Genomic DNA, 21743 nt, shown 5'->3' on the forward strand with positions numbered 1-21743 from the left:
CTTTATGGAGTGATTTTATGTAATTTCTGAGTTTTTCACACGTGCCTTTGTGTTAGCTTAATCTAAAAAGACAAATATAAACTGCTACATATTCAAAGAAAGTAATAATATACATATATTTGAGTCTAAGCTTAACTTTGAAAGGAACATCCCAATTTGGATAATGTCTTTCATAGTAAGCAATCTGCATGATAAATAGTCCTATACCTAATGGTAAAAACATGAGTTGAATACTTTTACTATAATTAAATCCAACGTCGTGCCAGAAATGACCAATAATGAGCTGTAAAATGATGAGAATGACGATTAATAATATAATACTGAATATCATTTTTGTAGTCTCACCCCTTTTACAAATAGAACAATCGTACTTTGCATGATTACCATTAAAAGTACAAACATGAACGTTTTAATATTAAACACAGAGAGTACTTGGGTAAAAATCTTTAAAGGTTCATCAATTAAATAAACCGTATGAAGTCTTAAAAATCGGCCGATATATATGCCTAATCCATTTAAGAACATAAGTACAATGATAAGTGTACGATTTAACCATAAGTGAGAAGTTAAATGTCCTATTTCCATAAAGATTAAAATCATAACATATATCGCTAAGAAAACGCCTAACATGAGGTAAGTAAAGTATACCCATTCAGTGAGATTCAACCCTACAAGAAAATTAAATTGAAATTGGTTCAAATGTATTAAATCTGTAATCATATAAAACGTATTAGGTACTAAAAGTAAAAATATCAATCCAAAGACAATAAATAATGGCCATTCGAATGCTTTCTTTGGTTTAAATAATTTTAAAAGTAAGCAAAGTTCAAAGGGCACATAGGCTAAAAATAAATTTAATGTCATGAAATTAAAAACTCTTGTTTCAGCAAGAGAAATAATAAATAAAATTATAAAGTATATCCTTGCAATGTAACGTGGTTGCATTATCATGCACTACTTTCTTAAAGATTTTAATAATTAATTGAATTGTCGAGTTTTAATGGTAACTGTAAATGCTTGTCATATCAAATAATATGAGGTTCACATAAAAATGTAGCCACAAATTCTTTCTAGAACTTGTAGTATACGAGTATTATAGATTTAATAAATTAAGTCCTATGACTAAATGATGTTTTAGATTAATAGCTATAGATGTCATTGTCATCATTCTTTATGCAGTAGTTGATATTTTAGCTATATAGAGATATACACGATGTGATTCATAGGTTTAAGGTATGAAAGTAGCTTATAAATGAGCAAATAGTTTATCATCAATAAATGAGTTATTATGTGATAAAGTAATTCATTCTAAATTTCATTGATATCTTTAGATTCTTATTTTTGAGCCTTAAAATTAAAAGTTTAAAGTCACCTTATCGTACTTGCTTCTAAATGACTCACTGCTCATAATCTTTCATTTTATTGTGCAATGTCAGTGATTGAACCTACACTATTTTCATCTCTCTAATCAAAGTACATGGTACTGCTATTCATTTGATGTTCCATCATTATAGACTTTTATTTATATTTATAGCAACTTAATTATACTAAACACAATTGCAAGGCGCTTAAAACATTAGGAATATTTATTGTAAAATGTTAATGAAATATTATACAATGTAGAAACTTTAAGTTAATTAAACAAGACGCATTAATAAGTACATTTTTAATTTGATAGATAACAGATATTTTCAAACGTCGTGAATTAAAATGAGTTTTCAGTCTTACATGTAGAGAGGAGGGCATCTTATGAGAAAGCAATTATTTACATTGTACTTTAATATATTTCTAATTTTCTTAGGAATTGGCCTTGTTATCCCAGTATTACCAGTTTATTTAAAAGATTTAGGTTTAAAAGGGAGCGATTTAGGAGTATTAGTTGCCGCATTTGCACTGTCACAAATGGTTATTTCTCCATTTGGAGGTACTTTGGCGGATAAATTAGGCAAGAAACTCATCATTTGCATAGGCCTTGTTTTATTTTCAATTTCAGAATTTATGTTTGCTGCTGGACAGACTTTTACTATTCTTATGATTTCACGTGTGTTAGGTGGATTTAGTGCAGGAATGGTAATGCCAGGCGTCACAGGCATGATTGCTGATATTTCTAAAGGCGCAGATAAAGCTAAGAATTTCGGGTATATGTCAGCCATTATTAATTCTGGCTTTATATTAGGACCTGGGTTTGGTGGATTTCTAGCTGAAATCTCACATAGATTGCCGTTCTATTTTGCAGGATCTTTAGGAGCTATCGCGTTTACAATGTCTCTCGTTTTAATTCATAATCCTAAAAAAGAAACGACAGATGGCTTTCATCAATATCAACCTGAATTATTTACTAAAATCAATTGGAAAGTGTTCATTACACCCGTTATATTAACGTTAGTTTTGGCATTTGGTTTGTCAGCTTTTGAAACATTATTCTCATTATACACTTCTGAGAAAGCCAATTATTCACCTAAAGATATCTCAATTGCGATTACGGGTGGGGGCATCTTTGGTGCTGTATTCCAAGTTTTCTTCTTTGATAAATTTATGAAGTATATGACTGAACTTAATTTTATAGCAAGCTCCTTACTCTATTCAGCAATAGTTCTTGTGATGTTGATACTAGCCAATGGTTACTGGACAATTATGGTAATTAGTTTCATTGTATTTATAGGTTTTGATATGATTCGTCCAGCTTTAACGAATTATTTCTCAAATATTGCAGGTGATCGCCAAGGATTTGCTGGAGGTCTTAATTCCACTTTTACCAGTATGGGTAATTTTATTGGACCTTTAGTAGCAGGAGCCTTATTCGATGTAAACTTAGAGTTTCCATTATATATGGCTATAGCAGTTTCTTTAAGTGGTATTGTAATTATCTTTATTGAAAAGTGGCTAAGAACTAGGCGTAAGCAATCACAATCTTCATAAAAATATAAATCATTAAACACTCTAAGATTACGAAAAACGTACAACTTAGAGTGTTTTGTTAATTTATAGACATTGAGAACCGTAAATTTTAAGTACCTAAATAAGTTTATATGCGTCTTTTATGTAACAAAAGTAACAACTTCATTAATATAAATGTTACAAACATTACAATCTATTTAAATTGTAACCTACATATCTTTTTTCAAAAATTAATATGTTAAGATAGATGAAAATCTTAAGAGAAATGTGGGTAAGGGGATGAATTTGAAAAATATATTATTGAGTGTTGTAGCCGTAATACTATCAATTTGTTTAGTAGGATTAATTTTCCTAGCTACAAACCAAAATGCTTTAGCAAAAGTATATCAAACGATATGTACATTTTCAAAAGTAAATAAAGTCTCTTATATCGAAGATACATTTAATTTACATTCAAACTATACGGCTAAAGCATCTGAAAAAGATAAGAACGATAAAGATAATGAGATAACGTATAATAAATTCAATAATAAAACTACAAACAATCAAACATCTTATAAATTCACACCACAAGAATGCAACGTGATAGCTTTAAACTACGCAGATCATCATTTGAAAACTAATTATAAAATTGACCATATGCAGAGTGAATCACCTAAAGCTAAATATTCATTCTCAGATGCTAATGGTAAACAACACACAAATATTTCAGTAGATGAAGATGGCCATGTAAATAATGAACAATCTCATTCGAGATAATAATTCACTCTTTCAATAATTCTAGAAAGAGTGAATTTTTATATATGCAGAAAATATAGCAATTCGTTTAAAGAATACGAATTGTTGTTGGACATGTTAAAATATATTGAATCAAAGCTACAATATTGAGGGTGGAAAGATGGCTAAAACTAAAAAAACAAATGCGATGCGTATGCTTGATCGCGCAAAAATTAATTATGAGATGAATACGTACGAAGTCTCGGATAAACATCAACATGGTGAACAAATTGCTAAATTGGTTGGTGCAAATGTTGAAGAAGTCTATAAAACACTTGTGCTTGAAAACGCGAATCATGACCACTACGTCTTTGTAATTCCAGTCAATGCGTCATTAGATATGAAGGAAGCGGCTCATGTAGTAAACGAGAAAAAACTTCACTTAATGCCATTAGAGCAACTAAAACAAGTTACTGGCTATGTAAGAGGTGGTTGCTCACCTATAGGTATGAAACATTTATTTCCAACTACTATTGATGTTTCTGCCAAAAATTTAGACAAACTATATGTTAGTGGTGGTCAACGTGGTATGCAAATCATCATCCAAGTAGACGATCTTATAGAGATAACTCAAGCGCAAGTGGCACATATTACACATAAATAAGAGGGGATATGTGTAATATTATGATTGGTTTTGAAAGAATAGATTATTGATACTAAACTCCCGTATTTACGCGTTCATATTGATTATTTATAAAACATCTATTAATTTAGATGTTTTTTATTTTGTCACAAAATGAATGTTTTTGATTGTTTATGATAATTTATGATTGAAAAATGTAAGCGCACTCATTATAATGATAATTGAGATGGGGTGATAAAAGTGATTTCAGAAAAACGTCACGATTTGATATTGCAAGAATTAGCTAAAAAAGACTTCTTAACACTCCAAGAATTAATAGATAGAACAGGGTGTAGTGCTTCAACGATCAGAAGAGATCTATCCAAACTACAAAAGATAGGTAAATTGCAACGTGTTCATGGCGGGGCAACCCTTAATCAAAATCGTGTAGTAGAACCTGGATTGACTGAGAAATTGACACAGAACCTACGAGAAAAGCAAGAAATTGGTAAACGTGCCGCTCAAGAAATCCAAGACAACGAATGCATTTTCTTAGATGCAGGTTCATCTACTTTGGAAATGATTCAATATATCGATGCGAGAGATATCATTGTTGTCACGAATGGGATGACACATGTGGAACAGTTATTAAAGAATGGGATAAACACTTTAATGATTGGTGGACAAGTGAAAGAAACAACAATGGCAACTGTAGGTGCAAATGCATTGGAAACGTTAAGAAGATATTGCTTTGATCGTGCATTCATCGGAATGAACGGTATGGATTCTAAGTATGGTTTTACAACACCAGATGAACAAGAAGCTTTAATTAAAGAGACGGCAATGAAATTATCTAGTGAGAAATATGTACTTGTCGATCAAACGAAATTTAACCAAGTTTATTTTGCAAGAGTACCATTACTAGATGGAACTAAAATCATTACTTCACAGAAGGCGCTAAAAAATAAAGTCACTGAAGCGTACACCAATCAATATCATTTTTTAGGAGGACAATCATGATATATACAGTTACATTTAATCCCTCAATTGATTACATCATGTTTACAGATGGTTTCGAATTAAAAGGATTAAATAGAGCAAAAGAAACGTATAAATTTGCAGGTGGTAAAGGGATAAATGTTTCAAGAGTACTAAAAACTCTAGATGTTGATTCAACTGCACTTGGTTTTGCTGGTGGTTTTCCAGGAAAATTTATATCAAAAACTTTAGAAGAAAGTAAAATTCATACAGATTTTATTGAAGTAGATGAGGATACTCGTATTAATGTAAAACTCAAATCTGGTCAAGAGACTGAAATAAATGCTCCAGGTCCTAAGGTGACACAAGAGCAATTTCAAGCTCTGATAACTCAAATCAAAAATACAACTAGTGAAGATACAGTTATTGTAGCTGGTAGTGTTCCTAATAGTATTCCAAGTGATGCTTATGCTCAAATTGCTGAGATAACTAAAAACACAGGCGCTAAGCTTGTAGTAGATGCTGAAAAAGATTTAGTTGATACTGTATTACCGTACCGACCACTATTTATTAAACCAAATAAAGATGAGCTTGAAGTAATGTTTAATACGACTGTATCAAGTGATCATGATGTTGTTAAATACGGTAAAGAAATTCTTAAAAAAGGTGCACAATCCGTGATCATTTCTCTAGGTGGCGACGGTGCGATTTATGTGGACGAACACCAAAGTATTAAAGCTGAGAATCCACAAGGTAAAGTCATTAATACTGTAGGCTCTGGAGATAGTACTGTTGCTGGAATGGTAGCAGGCTTAGAATCAGGATTGTCTATCCAAGATGCTTTTAAACAAGCAGTGGCTTCAGGAACAGCAACTGCGTTTGAAGAAGATTTAGCAACTAGGGATGCTATAGAAAAAATTAAATCTCAAGTTACGGTTTCTGTACTTGATGGGGAGTGAATTTAATGAGAATCACAGAATTATTAACTAAAGATACAATTGCAATGGATTTATCTGCATCAGATAAAAATGGGGTTATAGATGAATTAGTCAATCAATTAGATAAAGCAGGAAAACTTAGTGATGTTGCTTCATTTAAAGAGGCTATTCATAACCGTGAATCACAAAGTACAACGGGAATTGGTGAAGGTATTGCGATTCCTCACGCAAAAGTTGCAGCTGTAAAATCTCCTGCAATCGCATTTGGTAAATCTAAAGAAGGTGTAGATTATCAAAGTTTAGATATGCAACCTGCACATTTATTCTTTATGATTGCTGCTCCAGAAGGTGGCGCACAAACTCATTTAGATGCACTTGCTAAACTTTCAGGCATTTTAATGGATGAAAATGTACGTGAGAAGTTAATTAATGCTGAATCTCCTGAAAAGGTATTACAAATTATAGATGAAGCTGATGATGAAGCTACTAAAGAGGAAGAAGCAGAAGCGCAAGAAAATGAAGCAAATGCTTCAGGTGCTGTGGCAAGTACCTCAGCAAGTGAGCATGCTAATGATAGTAATGAGCCATATGTTCTAGCTGTAACTGCTTGTCCAACGGGTATTGCACATACGTATATGGCTAGAGATGCTTTGAAAAAACAAGCTGAAAAAATGAATGTTAAAATTAAAGTAGAAACTAATGGTTCAAGTGGTGTGAAAAACCATTTAACTGAACAAGATATTGAACGTGCAACTGGTATTATAGTTGCGGCAGATGTTCATGTAGAGACTGATCGCTTTAATGGTAAGAATGTTGTTGAAGTGCCAGTGGCAGATGGAATAAAACGTCCTGAGGAATTAATTAACACTGCATTAGACACTAGTCGCAAACCATTTGTTGCTCGTGGCGATAGTGCAAAAGAGAATGACGATAAAAACGAAGAGAAACTTAGCCCTGGTAAAGCATTCTATAAACACTTAATGAATGGTGTTTCTAATATGTTACCACTTGTAATTGCTGGTGGTATTTTAATGGCGATAGTATTCTTATTCGGGCCAAATTCATTTAATCCTAAAAGTTCTGAGCACAATGCGTTTGCAGAACAATTATGGAACATTGGTAAAAATAGTGCCTTCGCATTAATTATTCCAGTTTTAGCAGGTTTCATCTCTCGTAGTATTTCAGATAAACCAGGTTTTGCTGCCGGTTTAGTTGGTGGTATGCTAGCAATTTCAGGTGGTTCAGGATTTATCGGTGGTATTATTGCAGGTTTCTTAGCGGGTTACTTAACTCAAGGAATAAAATATATTACACGTAAATTACCGCAAGCAGTAGAAGGGTTAAAACCAACTTTAATCTATCCAGTGCTTTCAGTAACAATTACTGGTCTTTTAATGGTTTATGTCTTTAATCCTCCAGCTTCATGGCTTAATCATTTATTATTAAATGGTTTAAATAGTTTATCAGGTTCAAACATCATGTTATTAGGACTAGTTGTAGGTGCGATGATGGCAATTGATATGGGTGGACCATTCAATAAAGCTGCATACGTATTCGCTACTGCAGCATTAACTGAAGGAAATGCTGCGCCAATTACAGCAGCTATGATTGGTGGTATGATTCCGCCACTAGCTATTGCTACAACAATGTTAGTCTTTAGAAAGAAATTTACGAAAGAACAAAGAGGTTCAATCGTTCCGAACTATGTAATGGGATTATCATTTATAACTGAAGGTGCAATTCCGTTTGCTGCAGCTGATCCGTTACGTGTGATTCCATCAATGATGGTCGGTTCAGGAGTTGCAGGTGCAATTGCACTAGGTCTAGGCTCTCGAATTAACGCACCACATGGTGGTATTATCGTAATTCTTGCAACTGACTTCAGTCATGTCTTACAAACTATACTTGCATTAGTTGTAGGTACGTTAGTTTCAGCACTATTATACGGTTTCTTAAAACCAAAAGTTACTAAAAATGAAATCCAAGCATCTAAAGCTATGGATGAATAATATAAATTATGAAGAGCTCTTGCTAGAACATTGTTGTTTGGCAAGGGCTTTTTTAATGCATTTTTCTAAGTAGAGAAAATGCATTTAATATGAGATAGGTATCAGGTATAAATAGAAATGAATGATAAGAGGCGCTAATAAAGATATAATAAAATAGCTGAAGAACAATATGACAATATAAAGAAAAGAAGGTTTAAAGAATGTCAGAATATGTAATAACGAATGGGAAAATATACACAGAGGAACAAACGATTGACAAAGGTTTCGTTCACATTAAAGAAGGCAAAATCTTAAGCGTCGGGTCCGGGCATTTTCAAGAGGAAGAAACAGATACTAATGAATCAATTCAATATATCGATGCTAAGGGACAACATATTTTACCAGGATTTATAGATATACATATACATGGTGGATATGGCGAAGATGCAATGGATGCCTCATATGACGGACTTAAACATTTAGCAGAATCACTACTATCTGAAGGTACCACTTCCTTCTTAGCGACAACAATGACTCAATCTACAGAGAATATTAACCGAGCTTTGAAAAATATTGTGACTTATAAAGCACATCAAGACATTGCTAACGCAGCAGAAATAGCTGGAGTTCATTTAGAAGGACCATTTATTTCAGAACATAAAGTAGGAGCGCAACATCCTAAATATGTTCAGCGTCCTTCCGCCGATCAAATTTACGCTTTCCAAAAAGTGGCAGATGGTTTAATTAAAATCATTACATTTGCCCCAGAGGTTGAAGGAGCACAAGAAACGTTAAAGGCCTTAAAGGATAATATTATATTTTCTATTGGTCATACTGTAGCGACGTTCGATGAGGCTAATGAAGCTGTTATGAGTGGCGCTAAACACGTGACCCACTTATATAATGCTGCTACTGGATTTGCTCATCGTGATCCAGGTGTTTTTGGTGCTGCGTGGTTAAATAAAAATTTGAAAACTGAAATGATTGTTGATGGTGTACATTCACATCCTGCTTCTATCGCTCTTGCTTACCAACTTAAAGGTAATAAGAATTGCTATCTAATTACTGATGCGATGCGAGCAAAAGGTATGCCGGAGGGTGAATATGATTTAGGAGGTCAAAACGTTATTGTAAAAGATAAAGAAGCACGTTTAGAAAGTGGCGCGCTTGCTGGCAGTATCTTAAGAATGAATGACGGCCTACGAAATTTGATTAATTTTACAGGAGACAGTTTAGAACGTTTATGGCGCGTAACTAGTTTAAATCAAGCTATTGCTTTAGGCATAGACGATGTTAAAGGAAGCATTGAGATGGGTAAAGATGCAGATATTGTTATATTAGACGATGAGTGCAATGTAAAAACAACAATTAAAAACGGTGTGCCACATCATTTTGGAAAGTAATGTGTAACATTGATTAGGACAATTGTTTTGATTATAATATAGCATTGAGTTTATATTTAACATTCTAGAAACGATGTATGATAAAATAGAAGAAATTACATTTTTTTCGGGGGGTGTCACGATGGGAAGGTCTTAACATGTAGTCGTCACTTATTTAATAACGATGATTTTAAAAACGTGTTACCTATGCGTGACACATATAATATGGAGGTGAATCCCTAGAAATAGGGAATTAATTGGAAACTTCGACCATAATTAGTTTAATCACATTTTTTCTTTTGATTGCATTAACTACGGTATTCGTTGGATCTGAATTCGCACTTGTTAAAGTGAGATCGACGCGAATTGAACAATTAGTTGAAGAAGGAAATAGAAGCGCAAAAATAGTCAAAAAAATGATAGCTAACTTAGATTATTACCTATCTGCATGTCAGTTAGGTATCACAGTTACATCATTAGGTTTAGGTTGGTTAGGGGAACCCACTTTTGAAAAGTTATTACATCCTCTATTCGACTTATTGCATTTACCTGATGCATTAACTACGACAATTTCATTTGTTATATCATTTATTGCTGTGACTTATTTACACGTGGTATTAGGTGAATTAGCACCTAAATCATTTGCGATTCAACATACTGAACAACTCGCATTACTTTATTCAAGACCGCTTTATTACTTCGGTAATATCATGAAACCATTAATTTGGTTAATGAATGGTTCGGCACGTGTGATTGTAAGAATGTTTGGTTTCGATCCAGACGCTCAATCGGATGCGATGTCAGAGGAAGAAATTAAAATTATTATAAATAACAGTTATAACGGCGGAGAAATCAATCAAACAGAGCTTGCATATATGCAGAATATCTTTTCATTTGACGAACGCCATGCAAAAGATATCATGGTACCACGTACGCAAATGGTTACACTCAATGAACCATTTAACGTGGATGAGTTACTTGAAACGATAAAAGAACATCAATTTACCCGTTATCCTATCACTGAAGATGGGGATAAAGACCATGTAAAAGGATTTATAAACGTTAAAGAATTTTTAACAGAATATGCTTCAGGTAAACCGATTAAAATTGCAAACTACATTCATGAGTTGCCAATGATTTCAGAAACTACTCGCATAAGTGATGCGCTTATAAGAATGCAAAGAGAACATGTGCATATTAGTTTAATCATTGACGAATATGGTGGCACAGCTGGTATCTTGACTATGGAAGATATTCTAGAAGAAATCGTTGGTGAAATTCGTGATGAGTTTGATGATGATGAAGTGAATGACATCGTTAAATTGGACGATTCAACATATCAGATTAATGGTCGTGTACTATTAGATGATCTTAATGAACAATATGGTATCGAATTTGAAGATTCTGAAGACATAGATACAATTGGTGGTTGGCTTCAATCACGCAATACGAATTTACAAAAAGATGATTATGTTGATACTGAGTATGATCGTTGGGTTATTACTGAAATCGACAATCATCAAATTATTTGGATCAATTTAAAATATGAATTTAATAATCATCGACCATCTGTAGATGAAGAAGATGAAAGTGAAAATTCTGATTCATAATGCTTTTAAGACGCTTAAACTTAATGTTTAAGCGTCTTTATTTGTATCTCATATAGGCGATAAGTTATGCTTAATGACACAATTTAAAAGAAATATTTCAAATCATTCATGATGGAAGAGAACTACAAAATTAATTTTAATAAATTATATTTTTGTTCCAAACCTATGAAAAGTTTGGATAAAAAGGAGAGAAATATAAATGGTAAATGATACACAAGTTTTAAATAATGGATATCCAATGCCTTCAATTGGTTTAGGTGTTTATAAAATTACTGATGAAGATATGGAAAATGTAGTGAATACTGCTATAGAAACAGGTTATCGTGCTTTTGATACTGCATATTTTTATGGAAATGAAGTAGCATTAGGTAAAGCTTTACAGAATTCAGGAGTAGATAGAGAAGATTTATTTATTACATCTAAATTATGGAATGATTATCAAGGATATGACAATACGATTGAATATTTTAATCAGTCCTTAGAAAACTTAGGTTTAGACTATATTGATCTATTTCTAATTCACTGGCCATGCGAAAAAGATGGTTTGTACATAGAATCTTATAAAGCCTTAGAAAAACTATATGAAGAAGGTAAAATTAAAGCTATTGGAGTTTGCAACTTTAAAAAGCATCATTTGGAAAAGTTAATGAAGGAAACGGAAGTAGTTCCTCAAGTTAACCAAATAGAATTACATCCTTATTTCAACCAGGAAGACGTTCAAGCATTTTGTGATGACCATGACATTAAGGTAACTGCATGGATGCCTCTAATGAGAAATAGAGGTTTATTAGATGATCCGACAATAGTAGATATAGCGAAACGTTATGATAAAACGCCTGCTCAAATTGTTTTACGCTGGCATTTAGCACATAATCGAATGATTATACCTAAATCTAAGACACCAGAACGAATTGAAGAAAACTTTGATATATTGGATTTTAACTTAGAACTCACAGATGTTGCGGAAATTGATAGTTTAAATAAAGGTGCACGTCAAGGTAAAAACCCCGATGAGGTGAGTATAGGAGATTTGAAATAGTATCAAGCATAGTGATGATTGACTGCGTAAACTTTAAAAAGTTCTATTTTTTACATTATTTTTGAAGAAAATATATTTATTAATTTATAATAAAGGGTAGAAATAAGTATTGAGCTAAAGTTAAGATTATGTAAATAAATAGTTTTGGCTAGAATATACTATTAAGAAATTGATAAAATATTATTAAATCAATTTATAGAAAAGGATGTAATCAGATGAAAGTCAGAGTCATCGTTCCTTGTTATAACGAAGGCGAAGTCGTATTAAAAACTTATGACAAATTGACTGAAATTATGTCGAAGGATAGTTCAGTTAAAAACTATGAATACGATTTATTATTTATTGATGATGGTAGCAAGGACACTACGATTGACCATTTACAAAATCTTGCTGCTTACGATAGCCATGTTAAGTTTCTATCATTTAGTAGAAATTTCGGAAAAGAAGCTGCAATGATTGCTGGTTATCAAAATAGCACTGATCATGATGCTGTAGTGATGATTGATGGCGATTTACAACATCCTCCTGAATATATACCTCAAATGGTTGAAGGATATTTAGAGGGATATGATCAAGTTATTGCTAAAAGAGACCGTAAAGGTGAAAACTTCGCTCGCAAATCTATGTCTCGTTTTTATTATAAAATGATCAATACTTTTGTAGAGGATATTCAATTTGAGGATGGTGTGGGTGACTTTAGATTACTAAGCCAACGTGCGGTGCAAGCCTTAACATCACTTGATGAGTATAATCGTTTTTCGAAAGGATTATTTGAGTGGATAGGTTATAATACTAAGATATTCACTTATGAAAATGTGACACGTGAAGCAGGCGAATCGAAGTGGACATTCAGAAAACTATTAAATTATGGTATTGATGGTTTGATTTCATTTAATAATAAGCCATTGCGTATGATGATTTATTTAGGAATGTTTACTTTCTCAATTAGTATTTTATATATCGTCTATTTATTTATTAATATTTTAATTTCAGGTATTAACATACCTGGTTATTTCACAACTATTGCTGCGATCCTCCTATTAGGGGGGATACAACTTATATCTATTGGCGTGATAGGTGAATATATCGGTCGTATATACTATGAAGTTAAACATAGACCGAAATATATTGTACAAGCGACTAATCTTAAACCTATTGATAATGAATCTAGTCAGAAACAAACACATAATAAAGTTGAAACACCACAATATAAAAATAGAGATGACTATTATAAATTGAGTACTTATCGTAGGGAAAGTGCGCAAGTTAAGTCTAAAACCCAAGCTAGTCAGCAACAAGATCGTTATAAAGAACATGTTTATTAAAGGAAAGAGAGTATCAAAACAAAATTAGTTTTGATACTCTCTTTTGTAATTTTTACGAAAAGTTAAACTTTTTTAATGTAAGCATCATAGTTGTTCCCACATTAAGTTCACTTTCTACTGATATTGAGGCATCGATTTGTTGTGCAAGTTCACTGGCAATGTATAATCCTAGTCCCGAACCACCTGTTTTCGTATTTCTTGAATCTTCTACTCTAAATGTTCTTTCAAAGATGCGAGATTGAAGTTCATGCATAATACCAATGCCTTCATCTTTAATAGCTATATTAATGCTATCTTTATTAGCATTTTCAGAAATAATAATATCAATTCGACTTCCATAATTAGAAAATTTTAATGCGTTATCTAATAAATTAGTCAAAATACGCTCTAAAGGAGGACGATATTGATAAAAAGCGTCAATACGACTACAGAAATTAACTTCCAATGATCGATGTTCAAGTTTAATACGTTGTTCGTAGGTTTGTAATATATTTACAAGTAACTGATCCAATTGAATTAATTCTAATGGATAGGAACGACCTGTGTTAAGTGATATCACATGTGTCATATCATCAAATAAGGTGGATAGACGGTTGGCCTGTTTAATTAACGTCTCATAGGCTGCATGTACTTCTTGATGTTCTTGGATGACTCCATCACGTAAACCTTCAGTATATGAAATAATTCCTGCAAGTGGTGTCTTTAAATCATGGGCAAGATTTTGAATAATTTCAGTTTTTTCCTGTTGTTCATTTTTAATCATGTCCATTTGTTTAGTGATTTCATCTGCCATTTTATTGAATGAGTCATTTAATTCTCTAATTTCTCTGGGTGATTGGAAAGTATCATCATCTATTAAATGCTCACCGTTGACGAACTGTTTCGTCTTAATGTTGAATTGTTTAATTTTCTGGATTAAAGGATTAATAAAGATACTGCATATTAATAGTGTTAAACAACTTGTAATCATTGTCGTAATGCTTAAGCTTAAGGTCATGTGACCATTGAACCACATAAGTTTATACGCAATGACCAGTATAATGGTTGTTAAGAGTACACTGGAAATAACGCCGATAGCGATTTGGCTACGAATAGAGAACATGCTTATCGGCTCCTTTCAAATTTATATCCTAACCCCCATACCGTTGTTATTGTATATGAGATGAAATGATGTTTCTCTAATTTTTCTCGTATGCGATGGATATGAACATTAACAGTATTTGCATCCTCGTAGTAATCATATCCCCAAACATTTTCTAAAAGTTCTGACTTGGAAATGACTTCATTTTCACGAGAGGCAAGGTACCATAATAATTCAAACTCTTTAATACGCATAGGAATTTCTTCACTATTTATGGTTAATGTTTTACTTTGATTTTTCAAAATGAGACCGTTAAATTCAAGTTGCTCGGTCTGATGATTAGATTGATATTTACTAATACGTGCAAGTAAATTATTTGTCCGTAATACTAGTTCTCTAGGGCTGAATGGTTTCTTAACATAATCATCAGCGCCTAATGTTAAAGCGTAAATTGTGTCGTGTTCTTGTGTCTTAGCTGTTAAGTAAATAAAAGGAATATCAAGTTGCTGTGCTTTCATTTCTTTTACAATATCGTAACCTGAAACTTCAGGCATCATAATATCTAAAATCATGACATCGATTTCTGATGACAGCAATTTGATGGCTTCTCTACCATTTGTTGTCGTTGTTACTTGATAACCTTCATATTCAAAATAAGTCTGACAAATATCTACAATATCTTGCTCATCATCTACGATTAGTAAGTGGGTCATGCTTGTCTTCACCTCGGTTGTTACGTACTCTTAATTGAGTGATAACTTCTTTAAGTGAAATCTTATTAATTAGTGAGTGACTCATTAATAAGATTATAAAGAATGCTAATTGTAAAGGGTACGTAAAAATCATATCTGCTAAGATATAATTTATCATAACAAAGGCACCAAAGAAACTTGCAGTATAAGCCAAAACGCCTAAGATTAAACCTAGACCGATTGCCATTTCTCCTAACGGGATAATGAAGTTAAATAAACCTGTGGAATGGGAGACAATATTTTCGAAAAACCATTTATACCATTGCGGAGAATCTGTATTATCGCGAATGACAGGTACTAGACCATTAAGTGTGAAATCGCCTGTAAACTTCTCCAAACCTTGCCGGAAAATGACAATTCCAGAACCTACGCGAATGATAAAAATTATTAATAAACTTAACTTGTTCATAGTTTTTCCTCTCTCTTTCTCTCAATACAAACATATGAATATGTGATTAAGTTATTTTAATTTTGCGCCACCGAAAATGACATGAGCCTTTTCACAATAAATTGTTACTTCGTTGTATTTATTTAAATCAATGTTTTTTAAATTAAATGTTTGTTGAGATTTGTTGTAATCCACTGTTGAAATTTTCTTTCCTGATTTAATATTGCCATCTTTCGTTAAGTATACATATAGGTCTGGTCCTTTAGATGACTTATAGTCTTTAAGCATCAATTTGCCATTTTCAATTTTTGCTGTACCTTCGACCTTTTCGCCATTTTTAGATTTAAATGTACCAGATAATTTTTTTGATTTATCAGTTTTAACTTTGCTTTCTTCTTGTTGTTTATCTTTGTCGTGAGCATGTTCATTATTTGAATTAGAATTTCCACAAGCTCCTAAAGTAAGGGATGTCACAATTGCGCTTACTGCTAATAAATATTTGGTATTCATGATGTATTCCTCTTTTCTATTTGTATTTAAGATAAGTTTAATCGGAGTAACAAATATAAACCATTAACTTTTTATTAACTACATTTAAAAAAGAATTAAATCAAAATAATTTTTATTTATAGATTTAAGTATTAATGTGATTTTAAAGATTAAAATGAAAAGTGGAGGATTAGAAGGTAAAAAAAGACTGAGATAACAATGATTATCTCAGTCCAAATATAGATGTTGGAAATAGGTGAGGAAATTAAGAGTTCTTATTACGATTAACAAAGTATAAGTATTATAAGTTTCCTTTCACAAAAAAGATACCTTGCCACAAAATATATGCTATGAATAGGAAGTAAATAATCACAAATACATACCAAAATGGTGTCAAAATCATCATTAAAGTCAATGATAAAATTATAATAATTGTACCAGTGGTGATAGGTCTTTTAACTTTTCGCAATAAAGACAGGTGTTCGATTTCAGATAACTTAAAGGTTCCTACAAATAGTAATACAGCGCCAATAATAAATATCGCTGGGGCTAAATAAGGTAAAGACATGTATACAGATTGTTCACTAGAAATATCAGTGATAAATTGAGCTAAACTGATGACTATGGCAAATATAGTAGCGATAAATTTTTGTTCTTTTATCAAAAATGGATATAATTTGTGATTTAAATATATCTGTAAAAATGTCCATACTAAAAATAAAATTGTAGTGAATAAAGTTATGAAATTAAACTTATCAATCACAAATATATCAATCACACAGTTGATTGATATTGATAATAATATGGAGCTAAACTTAAGTTGTTTGTATTGATGCCGATATAAGTCTAAACCGGTAACGAGTATGACAACGGCAATATTAATTAATATAAATATAATCATGTTGAACTCCTATCCATAATTCTTCATCTCAACATTATATCAATTAACATAAACTTAATCATTACATAACACTCAAGAAACTTTAACTTATTAATTATTTTAAACTCCTTTTTTATTACTCCACAATAATGTATGTAATTGTGGAAGTACATAAACATGGTTCATCTCATCACTTTCCATCACTCTGTCTACTAGTTCTTCATATCTTTCTAATAATTTATCAGTATGGTTTTCGACTTCATCTTCTAAATAGGGATTACCCACTTGAAGGTAAAATGGAATTGAAGGGTAACGATGGTGAATCATTGTTGCAAATTCATAATCTTCTTCATTAAATATAACAACTTTTAAATTAAGTGTGTCATGTACACATTGATCAATAACTGAATCTAATGTATTTAAATTTGGTTTCATCATTGAACTAGGTGGTTTAGGACTAATGGTTAAATCATTAATTTGAGTCATCCAGGGTTGGAATTTACTTCCTTGTGTTTCTAATGCTGTATAAATATTTTTCTCTTCAAACAAATCTACTAAATCTTGAATTCCTTTAATTAGGGCTGGATTACCTCCTGAGATAGTGACATGATTAAAATGGTTGCCACCTACTTCGAGTAATTCTTCATAGATTTCTTCAGCCGTAAGTAGACGGATATCTTCCTTAGCACTACCATCCCAGGTAAATGCTGAGTCGCACCAACTACAACGATAATCACAACCAGCTGTACGCACAAACATCGTTTTACGGCCAATTACACGACCTTCGCCTTGAATCGTAGGTCCAAATACTTCTAAAACAGGAATCTTAGCCATAAATTACTGAGCATCCTTTGGTCTATAAACTACATAGCTTGTTGGTGTTTCACGTAAGAATACTTGAACACATTTAGGCTGATTATCACGTTTACTCAAGTAGTCTTTTACCATAGTATAAATTGTTTGTGCGACAATTTCTGTAGATGGATTTTTGCCTTTAAATGGTTCTAAATCATTTAATAAATGATGATCGAATTGATTGTGGATTAACTTTTTCAAATCGGCAAAGTTTACAAGGAAACCATTATGATCTAATTCATCCCCAGCTATAGTTATGTTTACGAAATACGTATGACCATGTGTCCTCATACATTTACCAGCATCTTCACAGGGGATATAATGTGCAGCAGAAAAATTAAAGTCTTTATTTAATTCGAATTGGTAGGGGTGCTCTACACTTGGATAGATTTGTTGTAACATATTACTCGACTCCTTTACTTTCTAAATAATGATGTAAACCACGTGCTCTTAACTTGCAAGCAGGACACTCTCCACATCCATCTCCGATAACACCGTTATAACACGTTAGTGTATTATGGCGTACATAATCTAATACACCTAATTCATCACTTAATTCCCATGTTTGAGCTTTATCTAGCCACATTAATGGAGTATGAATGACAAAATCTTTATCCATTGAAAGGCTCAATGTCACATTCATTGATTTAATGAAACTGTCTCTGCAATCTGGGTATCCTGAAAAGTCAGTTTCGCATACGCCAGTGATGATGTGTTTAGCATTAAGTTGGTAAGCTAAGGCTCCGGCAAATGATAAAAACAATAAATTACGTGCAGGAACAAATGTATTAGGTATACCATCATCATTTTCTTCAATCTCTAAATCATGTTGTGTTAATGCATTAGGTGTGAGTTGAGATAAAAGAGACATATCTAAGATATGATGTTTTAAATTTTGTTCATTTGCAATTTTTTTAGCGACTTCAATTTCAGTATCGTGTCTTTGACCATAGTTAAATGTGACAAGTTCTACTTCTTTAAAATGTTTTTTTGCATAAAATAAACAAGTCGTACTGTCTTGACCACCACTAAATACTACGATAGCTTTGTCTTTGTCTAAGGTACTTTTAGTCATAGCAATTACTCCTCATCATTAAAATTTGACATAAAAAAAGTCTATCTCTATAAAAAAGATAGACACGAGGATGTAAGAACACATATAGTTTTAATCAAATAACCAAAAGTATATGTATACTCACATTCATTGGAGTTGAATACTCGTCTAGTTTTTTATAGAGGGTTTCGGCTAGGAACCTCTTTTTTATTAATTTTGTACGCAAAATAGAATAAACGATATACTGTATAAAATCAAGTCACGTTCTGTGATAATAGAGTGACAAATATAATAAAATAATAAAATTTAATTTTTCGGAGCAAACTTATGATTGTAATGATAGATAACCATGATTCTTTTACTTATAATTTAATAGATTATCTTAAAGTTCAAACGACTGATGAGGTTAAAGTTATATCAGTTGATGAAGTATCAATTACAAAGCTTAAAAAGTTGAGTCCTAAAGCTATTATTATTTCACCTGGGCCCGGTAAACCAAGTGATTATCCGGTACTTTCAACCATTATTTCTCATTATGACCAACTTATTCCAATTCTTGGCGTTTGTTTAGGCTTCCAACTCATTGTTGAATATTATGGTGGTCGTATTATTCATAGCCCTAAACCTATACATGGTCATACCACTACTCTACGCCATACCAATGAAGGTATTTTCAAAGGACTTCCTCAAGAGTTTAACGTGATGAGATATCACTCATTAATGGTAGATTCAGAATACATACCAAACACTTTAAAGGTCACTGCGACTAATGACGAGAATGTTATTATGGCAGTTCAACATCAATATTTATCCATTTACGGTGTGCAATACCACCCAGAATCTATTTTAAGTGAATATGGTCATGACCAACTTAAATTATTTTTAAATGAGGCAGGCGTTGAATATGCATGTTGAATTCAATTACCGATATTTTGAAGATGAAGAAAGTTGTACGGATTATCATATTCTGATGGAAGAATATCTAGATTCTAAGATTGCATACAGTGTTGAGGAAGTGGGGAATGTTATTCATTTTGCTGAAAATGAACAGCAAAAAGGTTACTATGTCGCAGTATATATAGCGTATGAAGCGGCTCCCTATTTTAATAAGCATATGTGTGTAAATACAACAGGGGAAGCAAAGATTTTAGCAGCTGCATATTCTTTCAAGTGTGGTCGAGATGTAGAGAGAAATCGTCGTCATGATGGTGCTCATACAAATAATGCTTTATCGCATCATTTTAAATTCATAGAAAGTGATGAAGCAATGATTGACAAAATAAAGCACATTCAAAAAGCCATAGTAGATGGCCATACATATCAAGTTAACTACACTACGCGATTAATTTCAGATATTCAGTTACCTATTAAAGCACTATATGACAAACTGAATAATCAACAAAATGGTAGTTATACAGCTCTAATCGATACACCAGATATAAAAGTAGCGTCTATTTCTCCAGAGTTGTTCTTTCAAAAAGGAAAATTTAAAGGTAAGAGCAACATCATTGTTAGTAAACCTATGAAAGGAACTATGCCCAGAGGTCGAACTATAGAGGAAGACGAAACATTATATAATAAATTAATACATTCTGATAAAGATAGAGCCGAAAATGTCATGATAGTAGATTTGTTAAGAAATGATATTTCTCGAATTTCACAAAGTGGCACAGTTAATGTATACAAACCATTTATGATTGAGCGTTATAACACAGTATTTCAAATGACGAGCATGGTTACTGGACAGCTGGAGTCAGAAATGAAGCTCATAAATATTTTAACTGCTTTATTTCCTTGTGGATCAATTACAGGCGCACCTAAATTAAGTACCATGAAATATATTGAACAATTAGAATCATCCCCTCGCTCAATATATTGTGGAACGATAGGTATGTTACTACCAGAAGGACGTATGATTTTTAATATTCCAATACGTACGATTGAATATAGAAATCAAAGTGCAATCTATGGCGTTGGCGCTGGTATTACTATTGATTCTATCCCTGAAAATGAAGTTCAAGAATTTCACGACAAAACTAAAATCTTGGAGAATTTGTAAGATGCAATTATTTGAAACAATGAAACTTGAAGATGGTTGTATATATAGAGAAGTTTATCATTTAAAAAGAATTACAGAATCAAGCAAAGAGTTAAAATTTAATTTTGATCAACAGCAATGGTATGAGTTAACTCAAATGATAAAGACGACATATCCAAATGGCAAATATCGTTTGAAGTTAACTTTAGAACAAAATGGGCAATTAAATTATGTACTCGCACCTTTAGCAGATAAGACATTTTTTACAGCAAAAATGGTTCAAAGATCTCATCTAGTAAAAGAATCGATTATCGTTAATAAAACTTCTGAACGTCATTATCTAGAACATAGTCATGAAACAGATTTAATACTTTTATATGATGAAAATGGAAAAATTTTGGAATTTGACATTGGCAACATTATGATCGAGGAAGGAAATGAATGGTACACACCATGTTATAACGATGACTTTCTACGAGGTTGTATGCGTCAATCACTTATTGATCAAGGTAAATTAAAAACGAAGAATATAGATGATTTTAGAAAGAAATTACAAAGAAAACAAATTAATGTCTATTTAATCAATAGTCTACGAGAGGTTGCCGATGTCAAAATTTATCTATAAAATTAATATGAAAGAAATTTGAATATTTAAAAGAAGAGGTAGCCTATGACAATCTTATGGTTAGTTATCTTAGTTGTGCTCGCA

The 21743-nt window shown here is 32.2% G+C and carries 23 protein-coding genes and 1 riboswitch; of the genes, 13 read left to right on the top strand and 10 right to left on the bottom strand.

The window, feature by feature from the left end; genetic code table 11:
• Window positions 1-52: 52 nt before the first annotated feature.
• Window positions 53-331, bottom strand: a complete 279-nt coding sequence (locus tag HMPREF3154_RS08465) for a hypothetical protein (RefSeq protein WP_002433221.1) — start codon at window positions 329-331, stop codon at window positions 53-55.
• Window positions 328-945, bottom strand: a complete 618-nt coding sequence (locus HMPREF3154_RS08470) for a DUF1361 domain-containing protein (RefSeq protein WP_002433397.1) — start codon at window positions 943-945, stop codon at window positions 328-330. The genes HMPREF3154_RS08465 and HMPREF3154_RS08470 overlap by 4 nt, the downstream gene beginning before the upstream one ends.
• A gap of 804 nt (window positions 946-1749) precedes the next feature.
• Between HMPREF3154_RS08470 and norA the strand changes: the two genes are divergently transcribed.
• From norA to HMPREF3154_RS08520, 10 genes are all read left to right on the top strand, one after another.
• Entirely contained in the window at window positions 1750-2919 is a 1170-nt protein-coding gene (gene norA, locus HMPREF3154_RS08475) for a multidrug efflux MFS transporter NorA (protein ID WP_002433129.1), read from the top strand.
• 258 nt (window positions 2920-3177) lie between these two features.
• Window positions 3178-3657, top strand: coding sequence for a hypothetical protein (locus tag HMPREF3154_RS08480; protein ID WP_070474644.1), 480 nt, complete (start codon window positions 3178-3180; stop codon window positions 3655-3657).
• 139 nt (window positions 3658-3796) lie between these two features.
• Complete coding sequence (gene ybaK / locus HMPREF3154_RS08485; protein ID WP_030059113.1) at window positions 3797-4279, top strand: Cys-tRNA(Pro) deacylase; 483 nt, start codon at window positions 3797-3799, stop codon at window positions 4277-4279.
• Window positions 4280-4498: 219 nt separating this feature from the next.
• Entirely contained in the window at window positions 4499-5257 is a 759-nt protein-coding gene (locus tag HMPREF3154_RS08490) for a DeoR/GlpR family DNA-binding transcription regulator (protein WP_002433491.1), read from the top strand.
• Window positions 5254-6174: a 1-phosphofructokinase gene (pfkB, locus tag HMPREF3154_RS08495; protein ID WP_030059112.1), complete on the top strand. Its 921-nt coding sequence runs from the start codon at window positions 5254-5256 to the stop codon at window positions 6172-6174. The genes HMPREF3154_RS08490 and pfkB overlap by 4 nt, the downstream gene beginning before the upstream one ends.
• A gap of 5 nt (window positions 6175-6179) precedes the next feature.
• On the top strand, window positions 6180-8162 hold the full coding sequence (locus tag HMPREF3154_RS08500; protein ID WP_037548336.1) for a PTS fructose transporter subunit IIABC: 1983 nt from the start codon (window positions 6180-6182) through the stop codon (window positions 8160-8162).
• A 200-nt stretch (window positions 8163-8362) separates the two neighbouring features.
• Window positions 8363-9544, top strand: coding sequence for an N-acetylglucosamine-6-phosphate deacetylase (gene nagA, locus HMPREF3154_RS08505; RefSeq protein ID WP_049428796.1), 1182 nt, complete (start codon window positions 8363-8365; stop codon window positions 9542-9544).
• A 236-nt stretch (window positions 9545-9780) separates the two neighbouring features.
• A complete protein-coding gene (locus tag HMPREF3154_RS08510; protein ID WP_002432987.1) occupies window positions 9781-11133 on the top strand; it encodes a hemolysin family protein in 1353 nt (450 codons plus the stop codon).
• Between the two features lie 199 nt (window positions 11134-11332).
• Window positions 11333-12172: an aldo/keto reductase gene (locus HMPREF3154_RS08515; RefSeq protein ID WP_070474647.1), complete on the top strand. Its 840-nt coding sequence runs from the start codon at window positions 11333-11335 to the stop codon at window positions 12170-12172.
• Between the two features lie 215 nt (window positions 12173-12387).
• Complete coding sequence (locus HMPREF3154_RS08520) at window positions 12388-13497, top strand: glycosyltransferase family 2 protein (RefSeq protein WP_023350684.1); 1110 nt, start codon at window positions 12388-12390, stop codon at window positions 13495-13497.
• 52 nt (window positions 13498-13549) lie between these two features.
• Here HMPREF3154_RS08520 and HMPREF3154_RS08525 read toward each other — a convergent pair whose 3' ends face one another.
• From HMPREF3154_RS08525 to queC, 8 genes are all read right to left on the bottom strand, one after another.
• On the bottom strand, window positions 13550-14599 hold the full coding sequence (locus HMPREF3154_RS08525) for a sensor histidine kinase (RefSeq protein WP_030059107.1): 1050 nt from the start codon (window positions 14597-14599) through the stop codon (window positions 13550-13552).
• Between the two features lie 2 nt (window positions 14600-14601).
• Window positions 14602-15291, bottom strand: a complete 690-nt coding sequence (saeR, locus tag HMPREF3154_RS08530) for a response regulator transcription factor SaeR (protein ID WP_030059105.1) — start codon at window positions 15289-15291, stop codon at window positions 14602-14604.
• Window positions 15266-15739 carry a DoxX family membrane protein gene (locus HMPREF3154_RS08535; RefSeq protein ID WP_002433139.1) on the bottom strand — a complete coding sequence of 158 codons (474 nt, stop codon included), beginning with the start codon at window positions 15737-15739 and terminating at the stop codon, window positions 15266-15268. Before HMPREF3154_RS08535 ends, saeR begins: the two co-directional genes overlap by 26 nt.
• A gap of 51 nt (window positions 15740-15790) precedes the next feature.
• Entirely contained in the window at window positions 15791-16228 is a 438-nt protein-coding gene (locus tag HMPREF3154_RS08540; RefSeq protein WP_030059103.1) for a DM13 domain-containing protein, read from the bottom strand.
• A gap of 280 nt (window positions 16229-16508) precedes the next feature.
• A complete protein-coding gene (locus tag HMPREF3154_RS08545) occupies window positions 16509-17108 on the bottom strand; it encodes a hypothetical protein (RefSeq protein WP_002433459.1) in 600 nt (199 codons plus the stop codon).
• A gap of 99 nt (window positions 17109-17207) precedes the next feature.
• Complete coding sequence (queE, locus tag HMPREF3154_RS08550) at window positions 17208-17921, bottom strand: 7-carboxy-7-deazaguanine synthase QueE (protein ID WP_030063457.1); 714 nt, start codon at window positions 17919-17921, stop codon at window positions 17208-17210.
• 3 nt (window positions 17922-17924) lie between these two features.
• The gene (gene queD, locus HMPREF3154_RS08555) at window positions 17925-18344 is read right to left on the bottom strand and encodes a 6-carboxytetrahydropterin synthase QueD (RefSeq protein WP_002433142.1); all 420 of its coding nucleotides are present in this window, start codon (window positions 18342-18344) and stop codon (window positions 17925-17927) included.
• Between the two features lies 1 nt (window position 18345).
• Window positions 18346-19017, bottom strand: a complete 672-nt coding sequence (gene queC, locus HMPREF3154_RS08560) for a 7-cyano-7-deazaguanine synthase QueC (protein WP_002433505.1) — start codon at window positions 19015-19017, stop codon at window positions 18346-18348.
• A 141-nt stretch (window positions 19018-19158) separates the two neighbouring features.
• Window positions 19159-19205: riboswitch (PreQ1 riboswitch) on the bottom strand.
• A gap of 118 nt (window positions 19206-19323) precedes the next feature.
• Between queC and HMPREF3154_RS08565 the strand changes: the two genes are divergently transcribed.
• The 3 genes from HMPREF3154_RS08565 to HMPREF3154_RS08575 are packed head-to-tail and all read left to right on the top strand — an operon-like array spanning window position 19324 to window position 21659.
• Complete coding sequence (locus tag HMPREF3154_RS08565; protein ID WP_049428783.1) at window positions 19324-19911, top strand: anthranilate synthase component II; 588 nt, start codon at window positions 19324-19326, stop codon at window positions 19909-19911.
• On the top strand, window positions 19901-21055 hold the full coding sequence (pabB, locus tag HMPREF3154_RS08570) for an aminodeoxychorismate synthase component I (protein ID WP_030063462.1): 1155 nt from the start codon (window positions 19901-19903) through the stop codon (window positions 21053-21055). Before HMPREF3154_RS08565 ends, pabB begins: the two co-directional genes overlap by 11 nt.
• Before the next feature lies 1 nt (window position 21056).
• Window positions 21057-21659 (top strand): aminotransferase class IV, encoded by a 603-nt coding sequence (locus tag HMPREF3154_RS08575; protein WP_070474649.1) that lies wholly within the window; start codon window positions 21057-21059, stop codon window positions 21657-21659.
• Window positions 21660-21743: the final 84 nt, after the last annotated feature.

Source organism: Staphylococcus sp. HMSC06C11 (assembly GCF_001808345.1).
GTDB lineage: Bacteria > Bacillota > Bacilli > Staphylococcales > Staphylococcaceae > Staphylococcus > Staphylococcus capitis.